Here is a 17,167-nt window from a genome sequence, read left to right as displayed (position 1 = left end):
CAACACGGCTGTTTCACCGTGGTAACGAGGGCGGATGACGCTTACCGGCATGACCTCAGCAGCACAGCCGGCCGACACCCACTGCCCGTACTGCTCCCTGCAGTGCGGCATGCGGCTGCGCCGTATCGTTTCCCCGGAGTCTCCCGGCACGGGGCCGGGCGGCGCCGCCGTCGTGGTGGAGGAGCGGCCGGACTTCCCGGTCAACCGCGGAGCGCTGTGCGGCAAGGGCCGTTCGGCCGCGGCCGTGCTCGCGCCCGGGGTCCGGCTGACCGCGCCGCTGGTGCGTGACCGGCGCACCGGCCGGCTGCGGGAGGCCGGCTGGGACGAGGCGCTGGACCGGGCCGCCGGAGGGCTGGCGGACGCCGCCGCGCGGTACGGCCGCGACGCGGCGGGCGTGTTCGGCGGCGGGGGCCTCACCAACGAGAAGGCCTATCTGCTGGGCAAGTTCGCCCGGGTCGCGCTGCGCACGGCCAACATCGACTACAACGGCCGGTTCTGCATGTCGTCCGCCGCGGCGGCCCAGCGGGCGGCGTTCGGTCTCGACCGGGGGCTGCCCTTCCCGCTCGCGGACATCGCCCGCACCGGCTGCCTGATCCTGGTCGGCGGCAATCCCGCCGACACCATGCCGCCCGCCATGCGCTACTTCCGGGCCCAACAGGCGGCCGGCGGCAAGCTGGTGGTCGTCGATCCGCGCCGCACCCGGACCGCCGAGACCGCCGACCTGCACCTGCGCCCGGCCCCAGGCACGGACCTCGCGCTCGCCCTCGGTCTGCTCCACCTCGTCGTCGCGGACGGGCGGGTGGACGAGGCGTTCGTGGCCGCCCGGACCACCGGCTGGGAGCACGCCCGCGCAGCAGCCATGGCGCACTGGCCGGAACGGGTCGAACGCATCACCGGCGTCCCGGTGGCCGCCATGCGCCGGGCCGTGGAACTGTTCTGCGACGCGCCCACCGGCATGGTCCTCACCGCGCGCGGCGGCGAGCAGCACAGCAAGGGCGTGGACACCGTCGGCGCGTGGATCAACCTGTGCCTGGCGACGGGCCGGGCCGGCCGCCCGCACAGCGGCTACGGCTGCCTGACCGGGCAGGGCAACGGCCAGGGCGGACGCGAACACGGCCAGAAAGCCGACCAGTTGCCCGGCTACCGGTCGATCACCGACCCGGCGGCCCGCGCGCACGTCGCCGCCGTGTGGGGCGTCGCCCCCGACACCCTCCCGGGCCCCGGCCGCTCCGCGTACGAACTCCTCGACACGCTCGGTACCGACGGCGGCGTACGCGCCCTGCTGCTCATGGGATCCAACCCGGTCGTCTCCGCCCCGCACGCCTCGCACGTCACCGAGCGGCTGCGCGCCCTCGACTGCCTCGTCGTCTGCGACGTCGTCCGGTCCGAGACCGCCGAACTCGCCGACGTCGTCCTGCCGACCGCCCAGTGGGCCGAGGAGACCGGCACCATGACCAACCTGGAAGGCCGGGTCATCCTCCGTAGCCAGGCCCTCGCCCCGCCCCCCGGCGTCCGGACCGACCTCGACGTCCTGCACGGGCTCGCCGAACGCCTCGGCGTCGAGAAGGGGTTCCCCACGGAGGCCGAGGAAGCCTTCGAGGAGCTGCGGGAGGCGTCCGCCGGCGGCCAGGCCGACTACTCCGGCATCGACTACGCCCGGATCCGGGCCGAGGACGGCGTCTTCTGGCCCTGCCCGCGCACCGACGCCGGCCGGCCCCACCACCCCGGGACCCCGCGGCTGTTCCTCGACCGCTTCGCCACCCCGGACGGCCGGGCCCGGTTCGCCGACGTCTCCCACCGGCCCGCCGCCGAGGAACCGGACGCGGACTATCCGCTGCGCCTCACGACCGGGCGGGTCCTCGCCCACTACCAGAGCGGCGCACAGACGCGCCGCACCCCGGAGCTCGACCGGGCGGCGCCGGGCCCCTTCGTCGAGGTCCACCCCCGGCTGGCGGCCCGGCTGGGCGTCGCCGACGGCGCCCCGCTGACCGTCACCAGCCGGCGCGGGAGCGTCACCGCCCCCGCCGTGGTCACCGACCGGATCCGGCCCGACACCGTCTTCATGCCCTTCCACTGGCCCGGCCCCGGCCGCGCCAACACCCTCACCAATCCCGCCCTCGATCCCGTCTCCCGCATGCCGGAGTTCAAGGTGTGCGCGGTACGGGTGGAGGCGGCGGAGCGGGAGGCCGCGCGGTGAACGAGATCATGGCGGGGGCGCGAGGGCCGGGCGTGGCCGCCGGCGCTTCCCCGGTGTCCGCCGGCCGGCGGAGCCGGGCCGTACGGCCCGCGGACGCCGCCACGGTCCCGCCGGCACCGGATGCCCGGACCAGGACGCCGCCCGGGAGGCAGCCGTCGGCGGCCGCGGCATCATCGGCCGCAGGCGCGGCGGGCGTACAGCCGACGGGGACGCCAGGGCGGGGGACGGGCCCCCTGAGCGCCGACGGGGACGGCCTCGGACCGGACGGGCGCCGAGCGCGCGCCGTCCCCCCGCCCGTCCCGGCGTCCGTCGCGCGGCAGGTGCCGCGTCCCCACGTCCCCCACCGCGTCGCCGTCGTCGGGGCGGGGATGGCCGCCGCCCGGTTCGCGCGGCAACTGCTCGCGCTCGCGCCGGGCGGGAGCGCGCGGGTGACGCTCTACGGCGCCGAGCCGTACGCGCCCTACAACCGCACCCTCCTCACCGGCCTGTTGCGCGGCCGGTACGCGTCCGGCGCCGTCGCCCTGCCCACCGGCGGGGCGGCCGTCCGCACCGGCACCGAAGTCGTCGCGATCGACCCGGGAGCACGGACCCTGCGCACGGCCGGCGGGGAGACCGCCGGGTACGACACCCTCGTCCTGGCCACCGGCGCCGCGCCCGTCCTGCCGGACCTGCCCGGGCTGCGCACCGCCGCCGGGGCCCTCAGGGACGGGGTCCATGCCCTGCGAACCCTCGGCGACCGCGCCGGGATCGCGGCGGACGTCCGGAGCGGTGGGACGGCCGTCGTCGTCGGCGGGGGAGTCCTCGGCGTCGGCGCGGCGCAGGCGCTCGCCGGATCGGGAGTCCCGGTCCATCTGATCCATGACCGGGCCGACTTGATGGATCGTCACCTCGACGCGGGCGCCGCCGCCATCGTGCGCCGTACCGTCGCCTCGCTCGGCGTCCGTGTGCACCACGAGCCGGGCACCGCCACGGCGCTCGGCGACGGCGGCCGGATCGCCGGGCTGCGGTTGTCGGACGGGACGCGGCTCGACGCCTGGACCGCCGTCCTCGCCTGCGGTGTGCGTCCCCGCACGGAGCTCGCGCGGGCCGCCGGCCTCGCCGTGGCCACCGGCGTCGTCGTGGACGACACCCTCGCCGCGTCCGCGCCGCACGTGTACGCGATCGGCGACTGCGCCGAGCACCGGAACGTCGTGCACGGCCGGGCGGAGGCCGCCTGGGAACAGGCGGACGCCCTGGCCGCCGCCCTTGCGGCGGAGCTTTCCGGAACCCCCGCCGGCACGCGTCGTCCCGCCCCTCCCGTCCGCCTCCTGCGGCTCGGCGGGGGTCCGGTGGAAGTGGCAGCGTTCGGCGACTCGACGGCCTCGGGCGACGACACCGAGGTCGTCATCCTGGCCGACGCGACGCGCGGCACCTACCGGAAGCTGGTGCTGCGCGGGGGCGTGCCCGTCGGCGCGATCCTCGTCGGCGACCTGACGACCGTGGGCGACGTGGGGGACGCCGTGGCGAGCGGCGAGCCCGTGGCGGGGGACGCGCTGGACCTGCTCGTGGGGGAGGGCTGCGGATGAGGCCGCGCCACGACGGCCGGGCGGCTCCTCTGCCGTCGTCCGCCACCGCGCGGACCGGGCCGCCCGTTCCCCGCCACACCGGCCGGAGACCCGTCCTTCCCGCCGCCGGCACCGGGGCCGCGGAGCCGGCGAGGACACCCGGGGCGTCGTGGGACACGAGCCCGCCGCGCGCCGCCGCCGTACCAGTCGAGTCGTCCTCCCCGCCGAAGGCACCGGGGCTCCGCGGTCGGTCAAGTGCACTGAGGACGCGAGTTCGCCCTCCGTCGCCCGCCACAGCAGCTGAACCGATCTCCCCGCCGAAGGCGCCGGGCTCCACCGACATGCAGTCACCCGAGGGAGCCATCGGGCGCGAGCCCGTCATGCGACGCCCTCGACCCTCGTCGTACCAGTCGAGTCGTCCTCCCCGCCGAAGGCGCCGGGGCCCCGCAGTCACGCAAGTGCACCCAGGGCGCGAGCCCGACGGCGCTTCCCGCGCCGCGCCGCCCCCGCCGCCTCCGTGCACCCGCTGACGTTCCCGAAAGGCGGACCGACCGCATGACCACCCCCAGCACCCCGCCCCACCGCACCCCGCCCCACCTCGTGCTCATCGGCCACGGCATGGTCGGCCAGCGCTTCCTCGAAGCGTTCGTCCGGCGTGCCGAAGGGCTCGGTGCGGATGCCCCGCACGTCACCGTCCTCGCCGAGGAGCCGCGCCCGGCCTACGACCGCGTCCGGCTCACCTCGTTCCTCTCCGGCGTCTCGGAGGAGGAACTGTCGCTCTGGCCACAGGAGTTCGCGCGTCGTCCCGGCATCAGGCTGCGTCTCGACGACCCCGTCACGGTGATCGACCGCGCCGCCCGCGAGGTCACCACCCGCTCGGGCGCGGTGCACGCGTACGACACCCTCGTGCTGGCCACCGGATCGCGCCCCTTCGTCCCGCCCGTCACCGGTCAGGACACTCCCGGCTGCTTCGTCTACCGCACCCTCGACGACCTGGAGGCCCTGCGCGCCCGCGCCGGAAGCGCGCGTACCGGGCTCGTCGTCGGCGGCGGGCTGCTCGGGCTGGAGGCGGCGGGGGCGCTGCGGGCCCTGGGGCTGGAGACGCATGTCGTCGAGTTCACGCCCCGGTTGATGGCCGCCCAGGTCGACGACGGGGGTGGTGCCGTCCTGCGCCGCAAGGTCGAGGAGCTGGGCGTCGTCGTGCACACCGGCGTCGGCGCCCGTGCCGTCGAGGCCGGGCCGGACGGGACCGTCGCCGGCGTGACGCTCTCGGACGGCACGGTCGTCCCGTGCGGGCTCGTCGTGTTCTCCGCCGGCGTCCGGCCCCGCGACGAACTCGCCCGCGCCTGCGGGCTGCCCGTCGGCGAGCGCGGCGGCATCGTCGTCGACGACGGCTGCCGCACGGCCGACCCCCGCGTCTGGGCCGTCGGCGAGTGCGCCCTGACCCCCGACGGCCGGGTGCACGGTCTGGTCGCCCCCGGCTACGCGATGGCCGAGGCCGCCGCCGACCGGATCACCGGCGGCGACGGCAGCTTCACCGGCGCCGAACCCGCCGCCCGCCTCAAGCTCCTCGGCGTCGCCGTCGCCGGCTTCGGCGACGTCCACGCCACCGGCGACGGCGCCCTGGAGGTCACCTACGCCAACAGCCGCGACGGCGTGTACAAGAAGCTCGTCGTCGCCCCCGACGGCCGGCTGCTCGGCGGCGTCCTCGTCGGCGACACGGACGCCTACGACGTGCTCCGGCCGCTCGCCGAGGCGGGCACCCCGCTCACCACCGCTCCGGAACGGCTCCTGCTGCCGGCCTCCGCGGCGGGTGGGGCGGCGCCCGGCCCGGAGAACCTCCCGGACACCACGATCGTCTGCTCCTGCCACAACGTCACCAAGGGCTGCATCCGTGCCGCCCTCACCGACCACGGCTGCGCGGACGTCCGCGCGGTCCAGCGGCAGACTCACGCCGGCACCGGCTGCGGCTCGTGCGTCTCCCTGCTGACCAAGCTCGTCGAGGGCGCGACCACCCCCGCCGGCGCCACCCCCGCTCCCAAGGGCCTCTGCGAACACTTCACCCACACCCGGGCCGAACTCTTCGACATCATCAGCGTCACCGGCATCACCACCTTCTCCCGCCTCATCGACGAACACGGGAGCGCTGCCCACGGCAGCGACGGCTGCGACACCTGCAAACCCGTCGTCGCCTCCATCCTCGCCACCCTCAACCCCCGCCTCGGCAACTCCGTCCACATCCTCGACGGTGAACAGGCCGCCCTCCAGGACACCAACGACCACTTCCTCGCCAACCTCCAGCGCAACGGCTCCTACTCCGTCGTCCCCCGCGTCCCCGCCGGCGAGATCACCCCCGAGAAGCTCATCGTCATCGGCGAGGTCGCCCGCGACTTCGGTCTCTACACGAAGATCACCGGCGGGCAGCGCATCGACCTGCTCGGCGCCACCGTCGACCAGCTCCCGCACATCTGGCGGCGGCTCGTCGACGCCGGCTTCGAGTCCGGACACGCCTACGGCAAGGCGCTGCGCACGGTGAAGTCCTGCGTCGGCTCGGTCTGGTGCCGCTACGGAGTCCAGGACTCGGTCGCCCTCGCCGTCGAACTCGAACTCCGCTACCGCGGCCTGCGCTCCCCGCACAAGCTCAAGGCCGCCGTCAGCGGCTGCGCCCGCGAATGCGCCGAGGCCCGCGGCAAGGACTTCGGCGTCATCGCCACCGCCGCGGGCTGGAACCTCTACGTCGGCGGCAACGGCGGGACGACCCCCCGCCACGCCGAACTGCTCCTCGCCGACGCCGACTGCGACACCCTCGTCCGCACCCTCGACCGCTTCCTGATGTTCTACATCCGCACCGCCGACCGGCTGGAGCGCACCGCCCCCTGGATCGCGCGCATGGAGGGCGGACTCGACCGGCTGCGGTCCGTCGTCGTCGACGACTCCCTCGGCATCTGCGCCGACCTCGACGCCCTGATGGCCCAGCACGTCGCCACCTACGAGGACGAGTGGCGCGCCACCCTCGACGACCCCGAACGGCTGCGCCGCTTCGTCTCGTTCGTCAACGCGCCCGGCACCCCCGACCCGGCCGTCCGCTTCGAGGGCGAACCCGGACGGATCCGCCCGGCCGCCCCGCCCGTCCTCCCCGCGCCGAGCGTCCCGGCCGTCCCGGCGGTGGCCCGATGACCGCCCGCCGCGCCGTCGAGGTCGACACCGGCGCCGGCTGGACCCCCGTCTGCCCCTACGACGACCTGATTCCCGGACGCGGGGTCGCCGCCCTCGTCGGCGGCCACCAGGTGGCGGTCTTCCGGGACCGCGCCGGCCGGCTCTACGCCGTCGGCAACCGGGACCCGTTCAGCGGGGCGTACGTGGTCTCCCGCGGCCTCCTCGGAAGCCGCGACGGCGCGCCCGTCGTGGTCGAGCCCATGTACCACCGGGCCTTCGACCTGCGCTCGGGCACCTGCCCCGACGAGCCCGGCGAGTCCGGGGCACCCGGCGGCGCCCCCGCCGCGCTGCCGGTGTGGCCGGTGCGCCTCGCCGGGGCGCCCGGCGACGGCCCGGTCGAAGGATCCGACGACCGCGACGGCCGTGCCGGTGCCTCCGACGACCGCCACAGTCTCGCCGGCGCGACCACCGCTCCGTCCGCCGTCCGCCCGTCCGCCGACTGCCCGTCCGCCGACCGTCCGTCCACCCCGCCCCGGGAGCATCCGTGAACCCCGTCATCCCCGCCGTCGAACGGGACCACGAACCGCCCGCCACCCCGGCCTCCCGCCGCCGGCGGCGCGTCGAGGACTGGCGGCCCGACGACCCGGCGTTCTGGGCGGCCGGGGGCGCCCGCACCGCCCGGCGGAACCTCGTCCTCTCCGTCCTCTGCGAGCACATCGGCTTCTCGGTGTGGAGCCTGTGGTCCGTCCTCGTCCTCTTCCTCGGCCCCGAGTACGGCATCGACCCGGCCGGGAAGTTCCTGCTCACGGCGGTGCCCACGCTCGTCGGCGGCGCGCTGCGGCTGCCGTACACCGTCGCCGTGGGCGTCTTCGGCGGCCGGACCTGGACGGTGATCAGCGCCGCCGTCCTCCTCGTCCCCACCGTGCTCGCCGCCGCCGTCCTCGAACCGGGCGTCTCCTACTCGACGTTGGTGCTGGTGGCCGCCGTCGCGGGGGTCGGGGGCGGCAACTTCGCTTCGTCGATGGCCAACATCAACGCGTTCTATCCCCAGCACCTGAAGGGCCGCGCCCTCGGCGTCAACGCCGGCGGCGGCAACCTCGGCGTACCCGCCGTGCAGTTGCTCGGGCTGCTGGTGCTCGGCACGGCGGGTGCCGGGCACCCCCGGCTGATCGTCCTCGTCTACATCCCGCTCATCGTGCTCGCCGCCCTCGCCGCCGCCCTGCGCATGGACGACCTCGCCGGCCCCCGCCCGCCCGGCCGCCCGCTGCGCGAAGTGGCCCGGCAGGGGCACACCTGGACCGTCTCCCTGCTCTACATCGGGACGTTCGGCTCGTTCATCGGCTTCGGCTTCGCCTTCGGGCAGGTGCTGCTCGTCCAGTTCCCGGACGACTTCCCGACGCCCGTCCGGGCGGCCGCCCTCACCTTCCTGGGGCCGCTGCTGGGCTCGCTGGTCCGGCCCCTGGGCGGCGTCCTGGCCGACCGGTGGGGCGGGGCGCGCGTCACGTTCTGGACGTTCGCCGCGATGGCCGGGAGCACCGGCCTCGTGGTCGCGGCCTCGCGGGAGGGGTCGCTGCCGCTGTTCCTGACCGGGTTCGTGCTCCTCTTCTGCCTCAGCGGACTCGGCAACGGCTCGACCTACAAGATGATTCCCGCGCTGCATCGCGCGGCGGCGCGGCGGCGGGTCGCGGGCGGTGCGGAGGCCGAGGCGGCGCATCGGCTGGCGCACCAGCATGCCAATGCCGCCATGGGCGTCGCGGGTGCGGTCGGGGCGCTCGGTGGCGTTCTGATCAACGTCGCGTTTCGGCAGGCGTTCCAGAGTGGTGGGAGTGGTGAACCGGCGTATCTGGCCTTTCTGGCGTGGTACGTGGTGTGTTTGGTGGTCACGTGGGGGGTGTATCTGCGGCGGCGGGGGACCGAACCGGTGTGAGGTGCCCCGGTCCCTCCCTTTCTCCCCCAGCTACCGCTGGGAGGTGCCCCCAGTTTCCTGGGGCTGCGCCCCAGACCCCGCTTGTCGCGGCTCCGCGCGCTCGTCCTCAGGCGCCGGACGGGCTGAATTCAGCCCGTCCGGCGCCTGAGGACGAGCGCGCGGAGCGCGGTTGCGGGGTGCGGGGGCTTGCCCCCGCAAGAAATGGGGGGATAGAGATCCGCTAACCGACCACCAGAGTAGTCGGTGAAGAATCCAATGCCCTTGAGGGCAACGCCCTATGCGGCATTTCTTCCCACGGTGCCAACGCGACAAAGTCGTCTCGGAAAGGCAACCAGGATGCTATCTTGCGGGAGGAAAGCCCAAACCCAGCAAAATGAGGTCCATCATCATGACTTGCACCCATACGCGATGACAGACCGCAAAGGACATGAACTAGCGAGCACCGATCCCGCTCACATACTCCAGACGTAGCATCGTGTCCATCACAGGGAACCTGAAATCCCCTTCTGGTCCCGCCTTGACAGCTCCAACGAAGGAGCACCACACAGCGGCGTTGACCATTATCCTTGATCTGTGTGGGCACTTGGAATCCCGCACGAGCACACGGTCGCCGTGGCCTATTGAGATTTCTATGCATTGGCCCGAGTTGCCGCTGTATGTACTCTTTTGCCATTGAAGTTCGTGTGTCGCCTGGGCAAGCATCGCTACCTCTCCCGTTGCTGCTTACAACTCCCGCTTGACTCGATTGATCATGTCCAAACTCTCCGCTGGACTCAAGGCTGTTGATCTCAAAGAGTCGAACGTGATCGTATAGGCATGGATGTCGTCCGGGGTCTCCATGTAGAGAGTTCCCGTTCGATGCTCTACGCACACGATGTCAGAGAACGCAGGCGTGGGGAATGAAAACAGCACGAATGTGCCGAGAATTCCGGCATGCGCACCAGCGTTGAAGGGCAAGACCTGTAGTTCAATGTTTGGACGCTCGGCGACCTTCATCAAGTGGTCAAGTTGGTCTGCCATGACCGCCGGACCGCCCACCTCTGCCCGCAAGGCCGCTTCACCCTGGATGACACACACGCGTGGCGGTGAAATCCTGTCGAGGATCTCTTGGCGGTGCATGCGGATCTCGACTAGCTCCTCAATGCGTTCACCGGAAAGCATCGATGGATCCGCCTTGAGGAGCGCTCTCGCGTATTCGGCGGTTTGCAGGAGCCCAGAGACAATCATCGGCTCGAACGACCGGATGTAGTCGGAGGTCTCTTCGTAGTCGATGTAGTCCACGTACGAGGGGATCTTGAGCCCAAGCTTTTGCGTCCAGCCACGCTCATTGCGTCGGCGGGCAAGGTTCGCCACCTCCTCGACGTAGTCGGGATCGTCCATGCCGTAGAAATGAAGGAGGTCCCGCACCTCCCCGACGGAGATCCCGAGCCGTGCGTTCTCCACCCGGCTGATCTTGGAGCGGTGGCATCCGATGCGCTCCGCTGCCTCCTCGGGCGTCTTCCCCGCCTCCTCGCGCAGCTTGGCGAGCATCTTCGCGAGTCGGCGTTGACGCACGGTCGGGCGTGTCTCTGGCATCGGGGTCCCTTCGCCGGCTGAGGAGTTGGGACAGGCTACCGCTCCTAAAAAATCTTGGAACATGTTCCGTGCGTTCAGGTTGCGCGGCGCGTTCTGTGCGGTGGATGCTACGCGGAGTGGTCTCAAGGGTCGCTTTCAGTGATCTTGAGTCCGCTCAACGGGCCACCTATGCCCGGAACTTGATCGTACGCAGGTGCGAAAAACCCCGGCGACCGTCCTACCGGTCCCGGGGCACGGTCAACGCTGACAAGGAGCGCCGACATGCTCAACTCTATCCGCCGAGGGCTCCGGCGACTGAGGGACGCCCTCTTCCTCGACGTCCAGCCCCTCGACACCCCCAGCCGGCGGACCATCGCCCCGCCCCCGCCCGCCGCGCACAAGCCCCCCGTGCGCACCCCCAAGCTCCGCTGCGGCTGCGGGCAACTCGTCCCCACGCCGACCGGTGACGGCTACGTCCTCCTGCCCTCCGTCCACGGAATCAACATCGTCCGCCAGTCACAGGCCGGGGAGACGGACCGGTGACCAAACCCCCCGTGATCGGCTCGTACGTCGCCGACATCGAACGAAACGAGATCGGCCAAGTCATGGCCAGTGACCGAGACCTCATCCAACTCCGACCGGTCAACGGCGGGTTGGAGTTGGACGCCAAACCGAACACCGTGCGCCCGGCAACCCTTGCGGAAGTCCTGAGCGCCAAGGTGAAGGCCGCGAACAACCGACCGAGGTGGGGCCAGTGAGCACACACCGTGGTCCGGTACGCCGACTGGGCCATCACCCCGGACACGACAGCAGAGGCTCCGCCCATTCTCCACGAAATGGAATGCACTACCTGCGGACACCTCTCCGGTGCCGACGAGGACTTCGAAGAGACACGAGACTGGGCCTTTCGGCACACCGGACGCAACCCCTCCCACACCGGCTACCGAGAGATCATCCACCGCTTCTGGAGGGCAATCCTCATGAGGTGAGCAAGCCCCCGCAAGCCCCTGCCTCGATCGCACCCTTGTGAGGACGGTCCGCAGTCGAGGCAGGTACCCGGCCCCCGCCAGGCTCAGGCGGGGGTTCTTTCACAGGGCGGGACCGGGGCACCCTCACCCCCGGGCCGCGCCCGCGTCCCGTACCACCCCCGCCAGCCAAGCCTCCACCTCGGCGACCAGCAGAACGTCGGCCACCGAGGCCGACGCCGCGTGGCCGGCCGCCCAGCGCAGAGCGCCGGACGCCTCGGCGGGCGGGGCACCGCCGGAGTCCCGTCCGGGGGCCCGCCCCGAGCGGAGGGTCTCCGCCGCCGCCAGGCATCCGGCGGCCGCCAGCCCGGCCAGCCCGGTCAGCTCCTCGCCGGCGGCGGCCGGCAGTGGCGGGCGGTCGCCATCCCGGCGGCGGGCGAGGATCATGGCGCCGCCACCGGCCGCCGCGTACCCGGGCAGCATGAAAGCCTCCCAGGGAGGGTCCCCCCGCCCGTCCCGCGAGGCGGCCTCCATGCGGTACTGGAGGTAGGTCCCCTGCACGAGGAACAAGGCCCGCCGCGCCGCCGCCAGTTCCTCCACGCCGCCGTCGTGCGGGCGGACCAGCCGGGCGGTCACGGCCGGGCACGCCGCGGCGGCCCGGGTCAGGGAGTCGGCGATGTCGTGCCGGAGTTGTCCGGCCGCTCCCCGGGGCCAGGCGAGCAGACTCGCCACCGCGCCGATCCCTCCGCCGACCAGCACGCTGAGGAGCCGTACGGCGGGCAGGTCCCAGTCGGGCGGCGCCACCTGGCCGAAGACCAGCACAAGGATGACGGTCACCACGCCCTGCGTCCAGGCGGGGCCGAGCACCGGACCCACCGTCAGGCCCACGAGCAGGAAGAGGGGCGTGAAGGCCGCGTAGAAGGCGGTCGTGCCGTCGGCGGCGAGCAGCATCCCGGTGGCGAGGGCGCCGCCCACGACCGTCCCGACGACGCCGGGCACCAGCGCGGCCCGGGTGTCGGCCGCGGAGGTGCGCATGAGGCTGAGGACCGCCAGCAGCGCCCAGAAGCCGTGCGGCAGTTCCAGGGCGCCGACCACGAGCCGGGCGCAGGCCAGGGCGAGGGAGAGCCGGAGGGCGTTCCGGAACAGGACGGACCTCGGCGTCAGACGTACGACCAGCCGGTGCCACCACCACGCGGCGGTGCCGACGCCGGCGTACACGAAGGGGCTGCCGGGGTAGTCCCAGGCGGCGGACAACCGCCCGCCGGCCGCGAGATGCCCCGCCTCGGCCGCCACGAGCGTCCCTTCCGCCACCCGGCGGACCACGGCGTCCTGCCGCAGCCGTCCGGGTGTGGCCCGAGCGAGCCCCCGGGCCCGCTCCTCGTCGAACGCGGCCAGTACGGCGGGCAGGGCGTCCTCGCCACCCGGGCCCGGGGCATCGGGGCGCAGGGACGCGGCGGTGCGCCGCAGGGAGTCCGCGCACTGCCGCAGCAGACCGTGCGCGCCGGGCACGGGCCCGCCGTGGTCGTCGACGATGCCGTCCAAGAGGTCGCGCACGTGCCGCACCGCGGCGCCGGTGTGGACGAGGGACCGGTCACCGAGCGTCGCGGAGGTGGGGCGTTCGGTCGGCGGCACCTCGGGCAGCAGCGTCGCCGTCAGGGCCCGGTGGGCCGCTTCCCGCGCGCCCCGGACGTCCTCGGCGGTGCCGTCGCCCGCCAGGAGACGCCCGACGGCGGCGCAGTAGCCGGCCGTGGCCTCCGTGGCGTCGGCGAGCAGCGTCCGGTACGGGACGGCCGGCGGATCGCGCCACAGCAGCCGGTCCACGAGGGCGGTGAGCAGGATGCCGACGGTGAGGCCGGCCAGACGGGCGGGCAGGGCGTCCGGCGCGTAGGGAGGGAAGCAGGGCAGCACGTAGTAGAGCTGGAGGGCGGGCGCCGGACCGGCCGTCCGCGGCCCCCCGTTCGCGAGCAGGGAGACGAGGAAGCCCACGACCAGCATCCCCAGCGCCGCCGCCCAGTGGCGGACGGCGAGCAGGGTGCCGGCGGTGACCAGCACCCAGCCGGCGGGCAGCGTCAGCAGCACGGTCCCGGTACGCCGCCGGGGCGGTCCCGGGATCGAGCAGAACAGGATCAGGGGCAGCGCGCCGAACATGGCGAAGAGCGCCATGTCGCGCCGGCCGAAAGCGTAGGCGAACGTGTAGAAGCCCGCGCAACCGGCCACGGTCACCCACGCGGCGCGCCGCAGGTGCTCCGCGACGCCCGGAGCGCGCAGGAGCCGGCGGAGCGGTCCGCCCGTACCGGGGCGGTGGTCCGGAGCGCCGATCACAGTGCCACGCTAGGAGAACCGTCCTCCGCCGCAACTCAAGGGCGGCCGAACGGCCGACGGCGGCCGTTCCCGTCCCGTCGTGACGGGGTGGGGTGCCGTCGGCCCGCGCGGTCGAGGACGTTCGCGGTCAGCCCTTCGCGGTGTTGCGGAACTCCTTCACGAACGCCGAGCAGAAGGCCGGCAGATCGCCCGGCTTCCGGCTGGTGATCAGGGTGTTGGGGCCGCCGGTGCACACCTTCACCTGCTCGTCCACCCAGGTGCCGCCCGCGTTGCGGACGTCGGTGCGCAGGCTGGGCCACGAGGTCAGGGTCCGGTCGCGCACCACGTCGGCCTCCACCAGCGTCCACGGGGCGTGGCAGATCGCGGCGACCGGCTTGCCCGCCGCGAAGAAGGACTTGACGAAGGACACGGCGCCCTCGTGCATCCGCAGCGCGTCCGGATTGGCCACGCCGCCGGGGAGCACCAGCCCGTCGTACTCCTGGACGGACACCTGGTCCACCACGTCGTCGACGGGGAAGGTGTCGGCCTTGTCGAGGTGGTGGAACGCCTGCACGCTGCCCGGCTCGGTGGAGACGAGGCGCGGGGTGCCGCCGGCGTTCAGGACCGCCTGCCACGGGTCGGTCAGCTCGACCTGTTCGATGCCTTCCGGGGCCACGAGAAATGCCACCTTCATGCGGTGTTCTCCTTGTCCTGCTCGTCTCGATCGGCTTGTTTCGGCGGTGACGGCCGTCACGGGTAGCGGCAGATGCCTCCCGTGCCCTGGGCCGGGGTCCGGGCCTCGCCCGGCTCCAGCACCCGTACGTCGGCGCCGGTCAGCAGGGCCGCCCGGACCGCCACGTCGGCGAGGCGCCCCTCGTGCGGCTCCCCGCCGCCGTCCGGCGGCAGGTCGTCGCGGCGCTCGGCGAGCTCGGCCGGCGAGTCGCCGAACCAGGCGGTCCGCTGGTCCCGCGGGTCGTCGGTGACCGTCAGGGTCCCCACCCGGCCGACGGCGAGCGCGTCGAGCGTGGCGCGGACCCCTTCGACCGCGTGCCCACCGGGCGCGAGCTCATGCTCCAGCGTGCGCAGCAGTTCCGAGGTCCGGGCGTGGCCCGCCCGGGCCACCTCGGTCTCGGTGCGGGACGTCCGCACCGCCGCCGATCCGTCCGCCGACCGGCTGCCGCTGATGTGCCCGACGGTCACGTCCCGGCGGACCCGCGCGGGCAGGTGCTTGGTCAGGTACTGCCGGGCCCGGACGTCGCCCGCGACCAGCAGCAGGGACGCCGAGACCTCGGCGAGCGCCTCGTCCACGGCCTCGGCGACGACCTTCGCGTTCCGCTCCCAGGAGTCCTCGGCGCGGTGCTGGAAGCGCATGTTCGGCAGGCCCGAGGTGCGCAGGATCTCGTCGTCGGTCCCCTGGACCGTACGCCGCCGGGCCTCGGTGCCGCCCTCGGGGTGGACGAGGAGGTCGGCGCCGGTGCGGTCGACGACGGCGACGACGTGCGCGGGGTGCTCCTGCCGCCACTCCAGCAGCGGCAACAGGTGCGGTACGGCGGCGAATTCGGCGACGTCGCCGTGGTGTCCGCCGGGCAGCCCGGCGACGTGGCGCACCTCGCCGTGCGAGGCGAAGAGGGCGAGGACGCCGGTGCCCGGCAGCGCGTCCATGACGCGGGCCGTGAGCGCGTCCACGGTGGCCGCGTCGGCGCCCTCGCGGGCGAGCCGGGCGGCCAGTTCGCGCCAGCGGGCCCCGGCCTCCTCCGCCCGCTCGGGGCGTGCTTCGAGGTCGAAATAGACCGACGCGAACGGGCCCGGCGCGGCCAGCAGCTCGCGCAGGGTCCCGGTGCCGGTCAGGGTGGCATCCCGAGTGGCCATAGCCATGTGGACTCCTCCTCCCGGGGCGGTTTGCGCCCACTCATCCAGCTGAGCAGATGGGGCACAACGGCGCACGCCGGGGCGCGAGGCCGGGAGCCGCACCCCGGCCGTCCGGTTACAGGTCGTGACTGAACGAATGCGCTCTGGAATCATGGGAGTTGAGCGGGCCGGGGAAGGGTCGGCGCCCCGAGGAGGGGAGGGCGTCCGGCGCGACCCCGGCCCCCTTGTCGTGCCCGCGCGTGCGGCACGCCTCCCGAACATCTCTCAAAGGCATCCTTGGATTTCGTAACGGAATTCATTATTCGACTTATGGATGGAATGCCGCTAGCGTCGAAAGCGGCCCGGAAACAGCGAACAACCGCTTCCCACGGCCCTTCTGCACGTCCCCTACCGATGGGCGGTGACCTCCCATGACGGCCGAGCGCCGAACGACGTCCCCCTGGACGTTCATGGCCGCGACGGCGATCCTCTGGGGGTCCGCCTTCCCCGCGATCCGCGTCGCCCTCGACGGCTACTCCCCGACGTCCATCGCCATCCTGCGCCTCGTCTGCGCCGCGGCGATCCTCGTCCCCTGCGCGCTCACCGGCCGGATCAGCCGGCTCCGCCGGGCGGACGCCCTGCGGATGGCGGGCTTCGGCCTCACCGGCATGACCGCCTACCAACTCCTGCTGTACGCGGGCGAACGGCACGTCGAGGGCGGCACCGCCGCCATGCTGGTGGCCACCTCGCCCGTCTTCGCCACGCTCCTCGGCATGCTCGTCCTGAAGGAACGGCCCGGCTCCCGGGGCATCGTCGGCCTGCTGGTCGCGCTGGGCGGAGCCCTCCTCGTCGCCATCGCCGGCGGCGCGGGCGGCGGTTCGCACACCGCCATGGCGATGATCGTCGTCGCCGCGGCCGCGCAGGCCACCTCGTTCGTCCTCCAGAAGCCGCTGCTGCGCCGCTACTCGGGGCTGGACTGCATCTTCTACGGCAGCCTCTTCGGCCTGCTGCCGCTGCTGTTCGCGGTCCCCGACGCCGTACGGCAGTCGGCCGCGGTCGGCTGGCGGCAGGGGACGGCCGTCGGCTGGCTCGGCCTCGGCTGCACCGTCCTCGCCTTCTGTACCTGGTCGCGCGTCCTGCGCGCCGCGACGGCGGCCACCAGCTCGCTGGTGCTCTACGCCGTGCCCGTCGCGGCCCTGGCCCTGGACGCCGCCCTGTTCGGCAACGTCCCCGCGCCGCTGGCCGGCGTCGGCGGGCTGATCGTGCTGCTCGGCGTGGCCGTCGCCGCGACGCGTCGCACGCCGCCCCGGCAAAAGACCGGCGGCACCGAGCCGATCGCGTCGAGCGGCCGCGGCCGTACGGCGGCGGACGCGCCGGCGGCCGATACGCCGGCGGCCGACGGCGAACGGGCGCGCGGACATCACGCGGTGGCCGCGGGACGCTGAGCCCGGCTGCCGGCCGCTGAGCCGGCGGCTTGCCGTGCGGCACGCTGCCCGTGCGGGCCGCCTGCCGGGCCGGTTGCCCTGCGCCGAGCCGGCCGTGCCGGTGGCGTAAGCGCAGGGTTTGCGGCGCACCGGGCCTGCGGGGTGCCGGGCCTCGCACGTCGGGCTCGCGTCGCGCAGACCTCGCACGATGGGCCCGCGTCGCGCAGGCTCCGCACGATGGACTCGCATCC

Annotated in this window: 13 protein-coding genes; 8 read left to right on the top strand and 5 right to left on the bottom strand. The window is 73.7% G+C overall.

What is annotated here, in order from left to right; genetic code table 11:
* The first annotated feature begins 49 nt into the window (after positions 1–49).
* The 5 genes from ACH4PU_RS04400 to ACH4PU_RS04380 all read left to right on the top strand — a co-directional run bounded on the left by ACH4PU_RS04400 (position 50) and on the right by ACH4PU_RS04380 (position 8,824).
* Entirely contained in the window at positions 50–2,197 is a 2,148-nt protein-coding gene (locus ACH4PU_RS04400; RefSeq protein WP_398265782.1) for a molybdopterin oxidoreductase family protein, read from the top strand.
* 320 nt (positions 2,198–2,517) lie between these two features.
* The gene (locus ACH4PU_RS04395; protein ID WP_398265779.1) at positions 2,518–3,762 is read left to right on the top strand and encodes an NAD(P)/FAD-dependent oxidoreductase; all 1,245 of its coding nucleotides are present in this window, start codon (positions 2,518–2,520) and stop codon (positions 3,760–3,762) included.
* A gap of 534 nt (positions 3,763–4,296) precedes the next feature.
* On the top strand, positions 4,297–6,918 hold the full coding sequence (nirB, locus tag ACH4PU_RS04390) for a nitrite reductase large subunit NirB (RefSeq protein ID WP_398265776.1): 2,622 nt from the start codon (positions 4,297–4,299) through the stop codon (positions 6,916–6,918).
* A complete protein-coding gene (locus ACH4PU_RS04385) occupies positions 6,915–7,445 on the top strand; it encodes a nitrite reductase (NAD(P)H) small subunit (protein WP_398265773.1) in 531 nt (176 codons plus the stop codon). The genes nirB and ACH4PU_RS04385 overlap by 4 nt, the downstream gene beginning before the upstream one ends.
* The gene (locus ACH4PU_RS04380) at positions 7,442–8,824 is read left to right on the top strand and encodes an MFS transporter (RefSeq protein WP_398265770.1); all 1,383 of its coding nucleotides are present in this window, start codon (positions 7,442–7,444) and stop codon (positions 8,822–8,824) included. Before ACH4PU_RS04385 ends, ACH4PU_RS04380 begins: the two co-directional genes overlap by 4 nt.
* Positions 8,825–9,256: 432 nt before the next feature.
* Here ACH4PU_RS04380 and ACH4PU_RS04375 read toward each other — a convergent pair whose 3' ends face one another.
* Together ACH4PU_RS04375 and ACH4PU_RS04370 are read right to left on the bottom strand one after the other, a co-directional pair.
* Positions 9,257–9,526, bottom strand: a complete 270-nt coding sequence (locus tag ACH4PU_RS04375) for a DUF397 domain-containing protein (protein ID WP_398265767.1) — start codon at positions 9,524–9,526, stop codon at positions 9,257–9,259.
* Positions 9,527–9,547: 21 nt separating this feature from the next.
* Entirely contained in the window at positions 9,548–10,354 is an 807-nt protein-coding gene (locus ACH4PU_RS04370) for a helix-turn-helix domain-containing protein (protein WP_398265765.1), read from the bottom strand.
* Positions 10,355–10,660: 306 nt separating this feature from the next.
* Between ACH4PU_RS04370 and ACH4PU_RS04365 the strand changes: the two genes are divergently transcribed.
* Both ACH4PU_RS04365 and ACH4PU_RS04360 read left to right on the top strand, forming a co-directional pair.
* The gene (locus ACH4PU_RS04365; RefSeq protein WP_398265762.1) at positions 10,661–10,921 is read left to right on the top strand and encodes a hypothetical protein; all 261 of its coding nucleotides are present in this window, start codon (positions 10,661–10,663) and stop codon (positions 10,919–10,921) included.
* Complete coding sequence (locus ACH4PU_RS04360; RefSeq protein ID WP_398265759.1) at positions 10,918–11,136, top strand: hypothetical protein; 219 nt, start codon at positions 10,918–10,920, stop codon at positions 11,134–11,136. The genes ACH4PU_RS04365 and ACH4PU_RS04360 overlap by 4 nt, the downstream gene beginning before the upstream one ends.
* Positions 11,137–11,490: 354 nt before the next feature.
* Here ACH4PU_RS04360 and ACH4PU_RS04355 read toward each other — a convergent pair whose 3' ends face one another.
* The 3 genes from ACH4PU_RS04355 to ACH4PU_RS04345 all read right to left on the bottom strand — a co-directional run bounded on the left by ACH4PU_RS04355 (position 11,491) and on the right by ACH4PU_RS04345 (position 15,519).
* Entirely contained in the window at positions 11,491–13,665 is a 2,175-nt protein-coding gene (locus ACH4PU_RS04355) for an FUSC family protein (RefSeq protein ID WP_398265756.1), read from the bottom strand.
* A 127-nt stretch (positions 13,666–13,792) separates the two neighbouring features.
* Complete coding sequence (locus ACH4PU_RS04350) at positions 13,793–14,338, bottom strand: type 1 glutamine amidotransferase domain-containing protein (RefSeq protein WP_398265753.1); 546 nt, start codon at positions 14,336–14,338, stop codon at positions 13,793–13,795.
* 56 nt (positions 14,339–14,394) lie between these two features.
* Positions 14,395–15,519 carry a hypothetical protein gene (locus ACH4PU_RS04345; RefSeq protein ID WP_398265750.1) on the bottom strand — a complete coding sequence of 375 codons (1,125 nt, stop codon included), beginning with the start codon at positions 15,517–15,519 and terminating at the stop codon, positions 14,395–14,397.
* Positions 15,520–15,923: 404 nt separating this feature from the next.
* Here ACH4PU_RS04345 and ACH4PU_RS04340 point away from each other — a divergent pair, with 404 nt between their 5' ends.
* Positions 15,924–16,937, top strand: coding sequence for a DMT family transporter (locus ACH4PU_RS04340; RefSeq protein ID WP_398265747.1), 1,014 nt, complete (start codon positions 15,924–15,926; stop codon positions 16,935–16,937).
* The last annotated feature ends 230 nt before the right edge of the window (positions 16,938–17,167 follow it).

The organism is Streptomyces sp. NPDC021100, from assembly GCF_044333095.1.
Lineage (GTDB): Bacteria > Actinomycetota > Actinomycetes > Streptomycetales > Streptomycetaceae > Streptomyces.
This window is presented reverse-complemented; position numbering and strand designations above follow the sequence as displayed.

Bases quoted from the DNA above. Each gene is read 5' to 3' on its own strand.
- ACH4PU_RS04400 (WP_398265782.1), top strand. From the start codon at position 50: ATGACCTCAGCAGCACAGCCGGCCGACACCCACTGCCCGTACTGCTCC.
- nirB (WP_398265776.1), top strand. From the start codon at position 4,297: ATGACCACCCCCAGCACCCCGCCCCACCGCACCCCGCCCCACCTCGTG.
- ACH4PU_RS04385 (WP_398265773.1), top strand. From the start codon at position 6,915: ATGACCGCCCGCCGCGCCGTCGAGGTCGACACCGGCGCCGGCTGGACC.
- ACH4PU_RS04375 (WP_398265767.1), bottom strand. From the start codon at position 9,526: ATGCTTGCCCAGGCGACACACGAACTTCAATGGCAAAAGAGTACATAC.
- ACH4PU_RS04370 (WP_398265765.1), bottom strand. From the start codon at position 10,354: ATGCTCGCCAAGCTGCGCGAGGAGGCGGGGAAGACGCCCGAGGAGGCA.
- ACH4PU_RS04365 (WP_398265762.1), top strand. From the start codon at position 10,661: ATGCTCAACTCTATCCGCCGAGGGCTCCGGCGACTGAGGGACGCCCTC.
- ACH4PU_RS04350 (WP_398265753.1), bottom strand. From the start codon at position 14,338: ATGAAGGTGGCATTTCTCGTGGCCCCGGAAGGCATCGAACAGGTCGAG.
- ACH4PU_RS04345 (WP_398265750.1), bottom strand. From the start codon at position 15,519: ATGGCTATGGCCACTCGGGATGCCACCCTGACCGGCACCGGGACCCTG.
- ACH4PU_RS04340 (WP_398265747.1), top strand. From the start codon at position 15,924: ATGACGGCCGAGCGCCGAACGACGTCCCCCTGGACGTTCATGGCCGCG.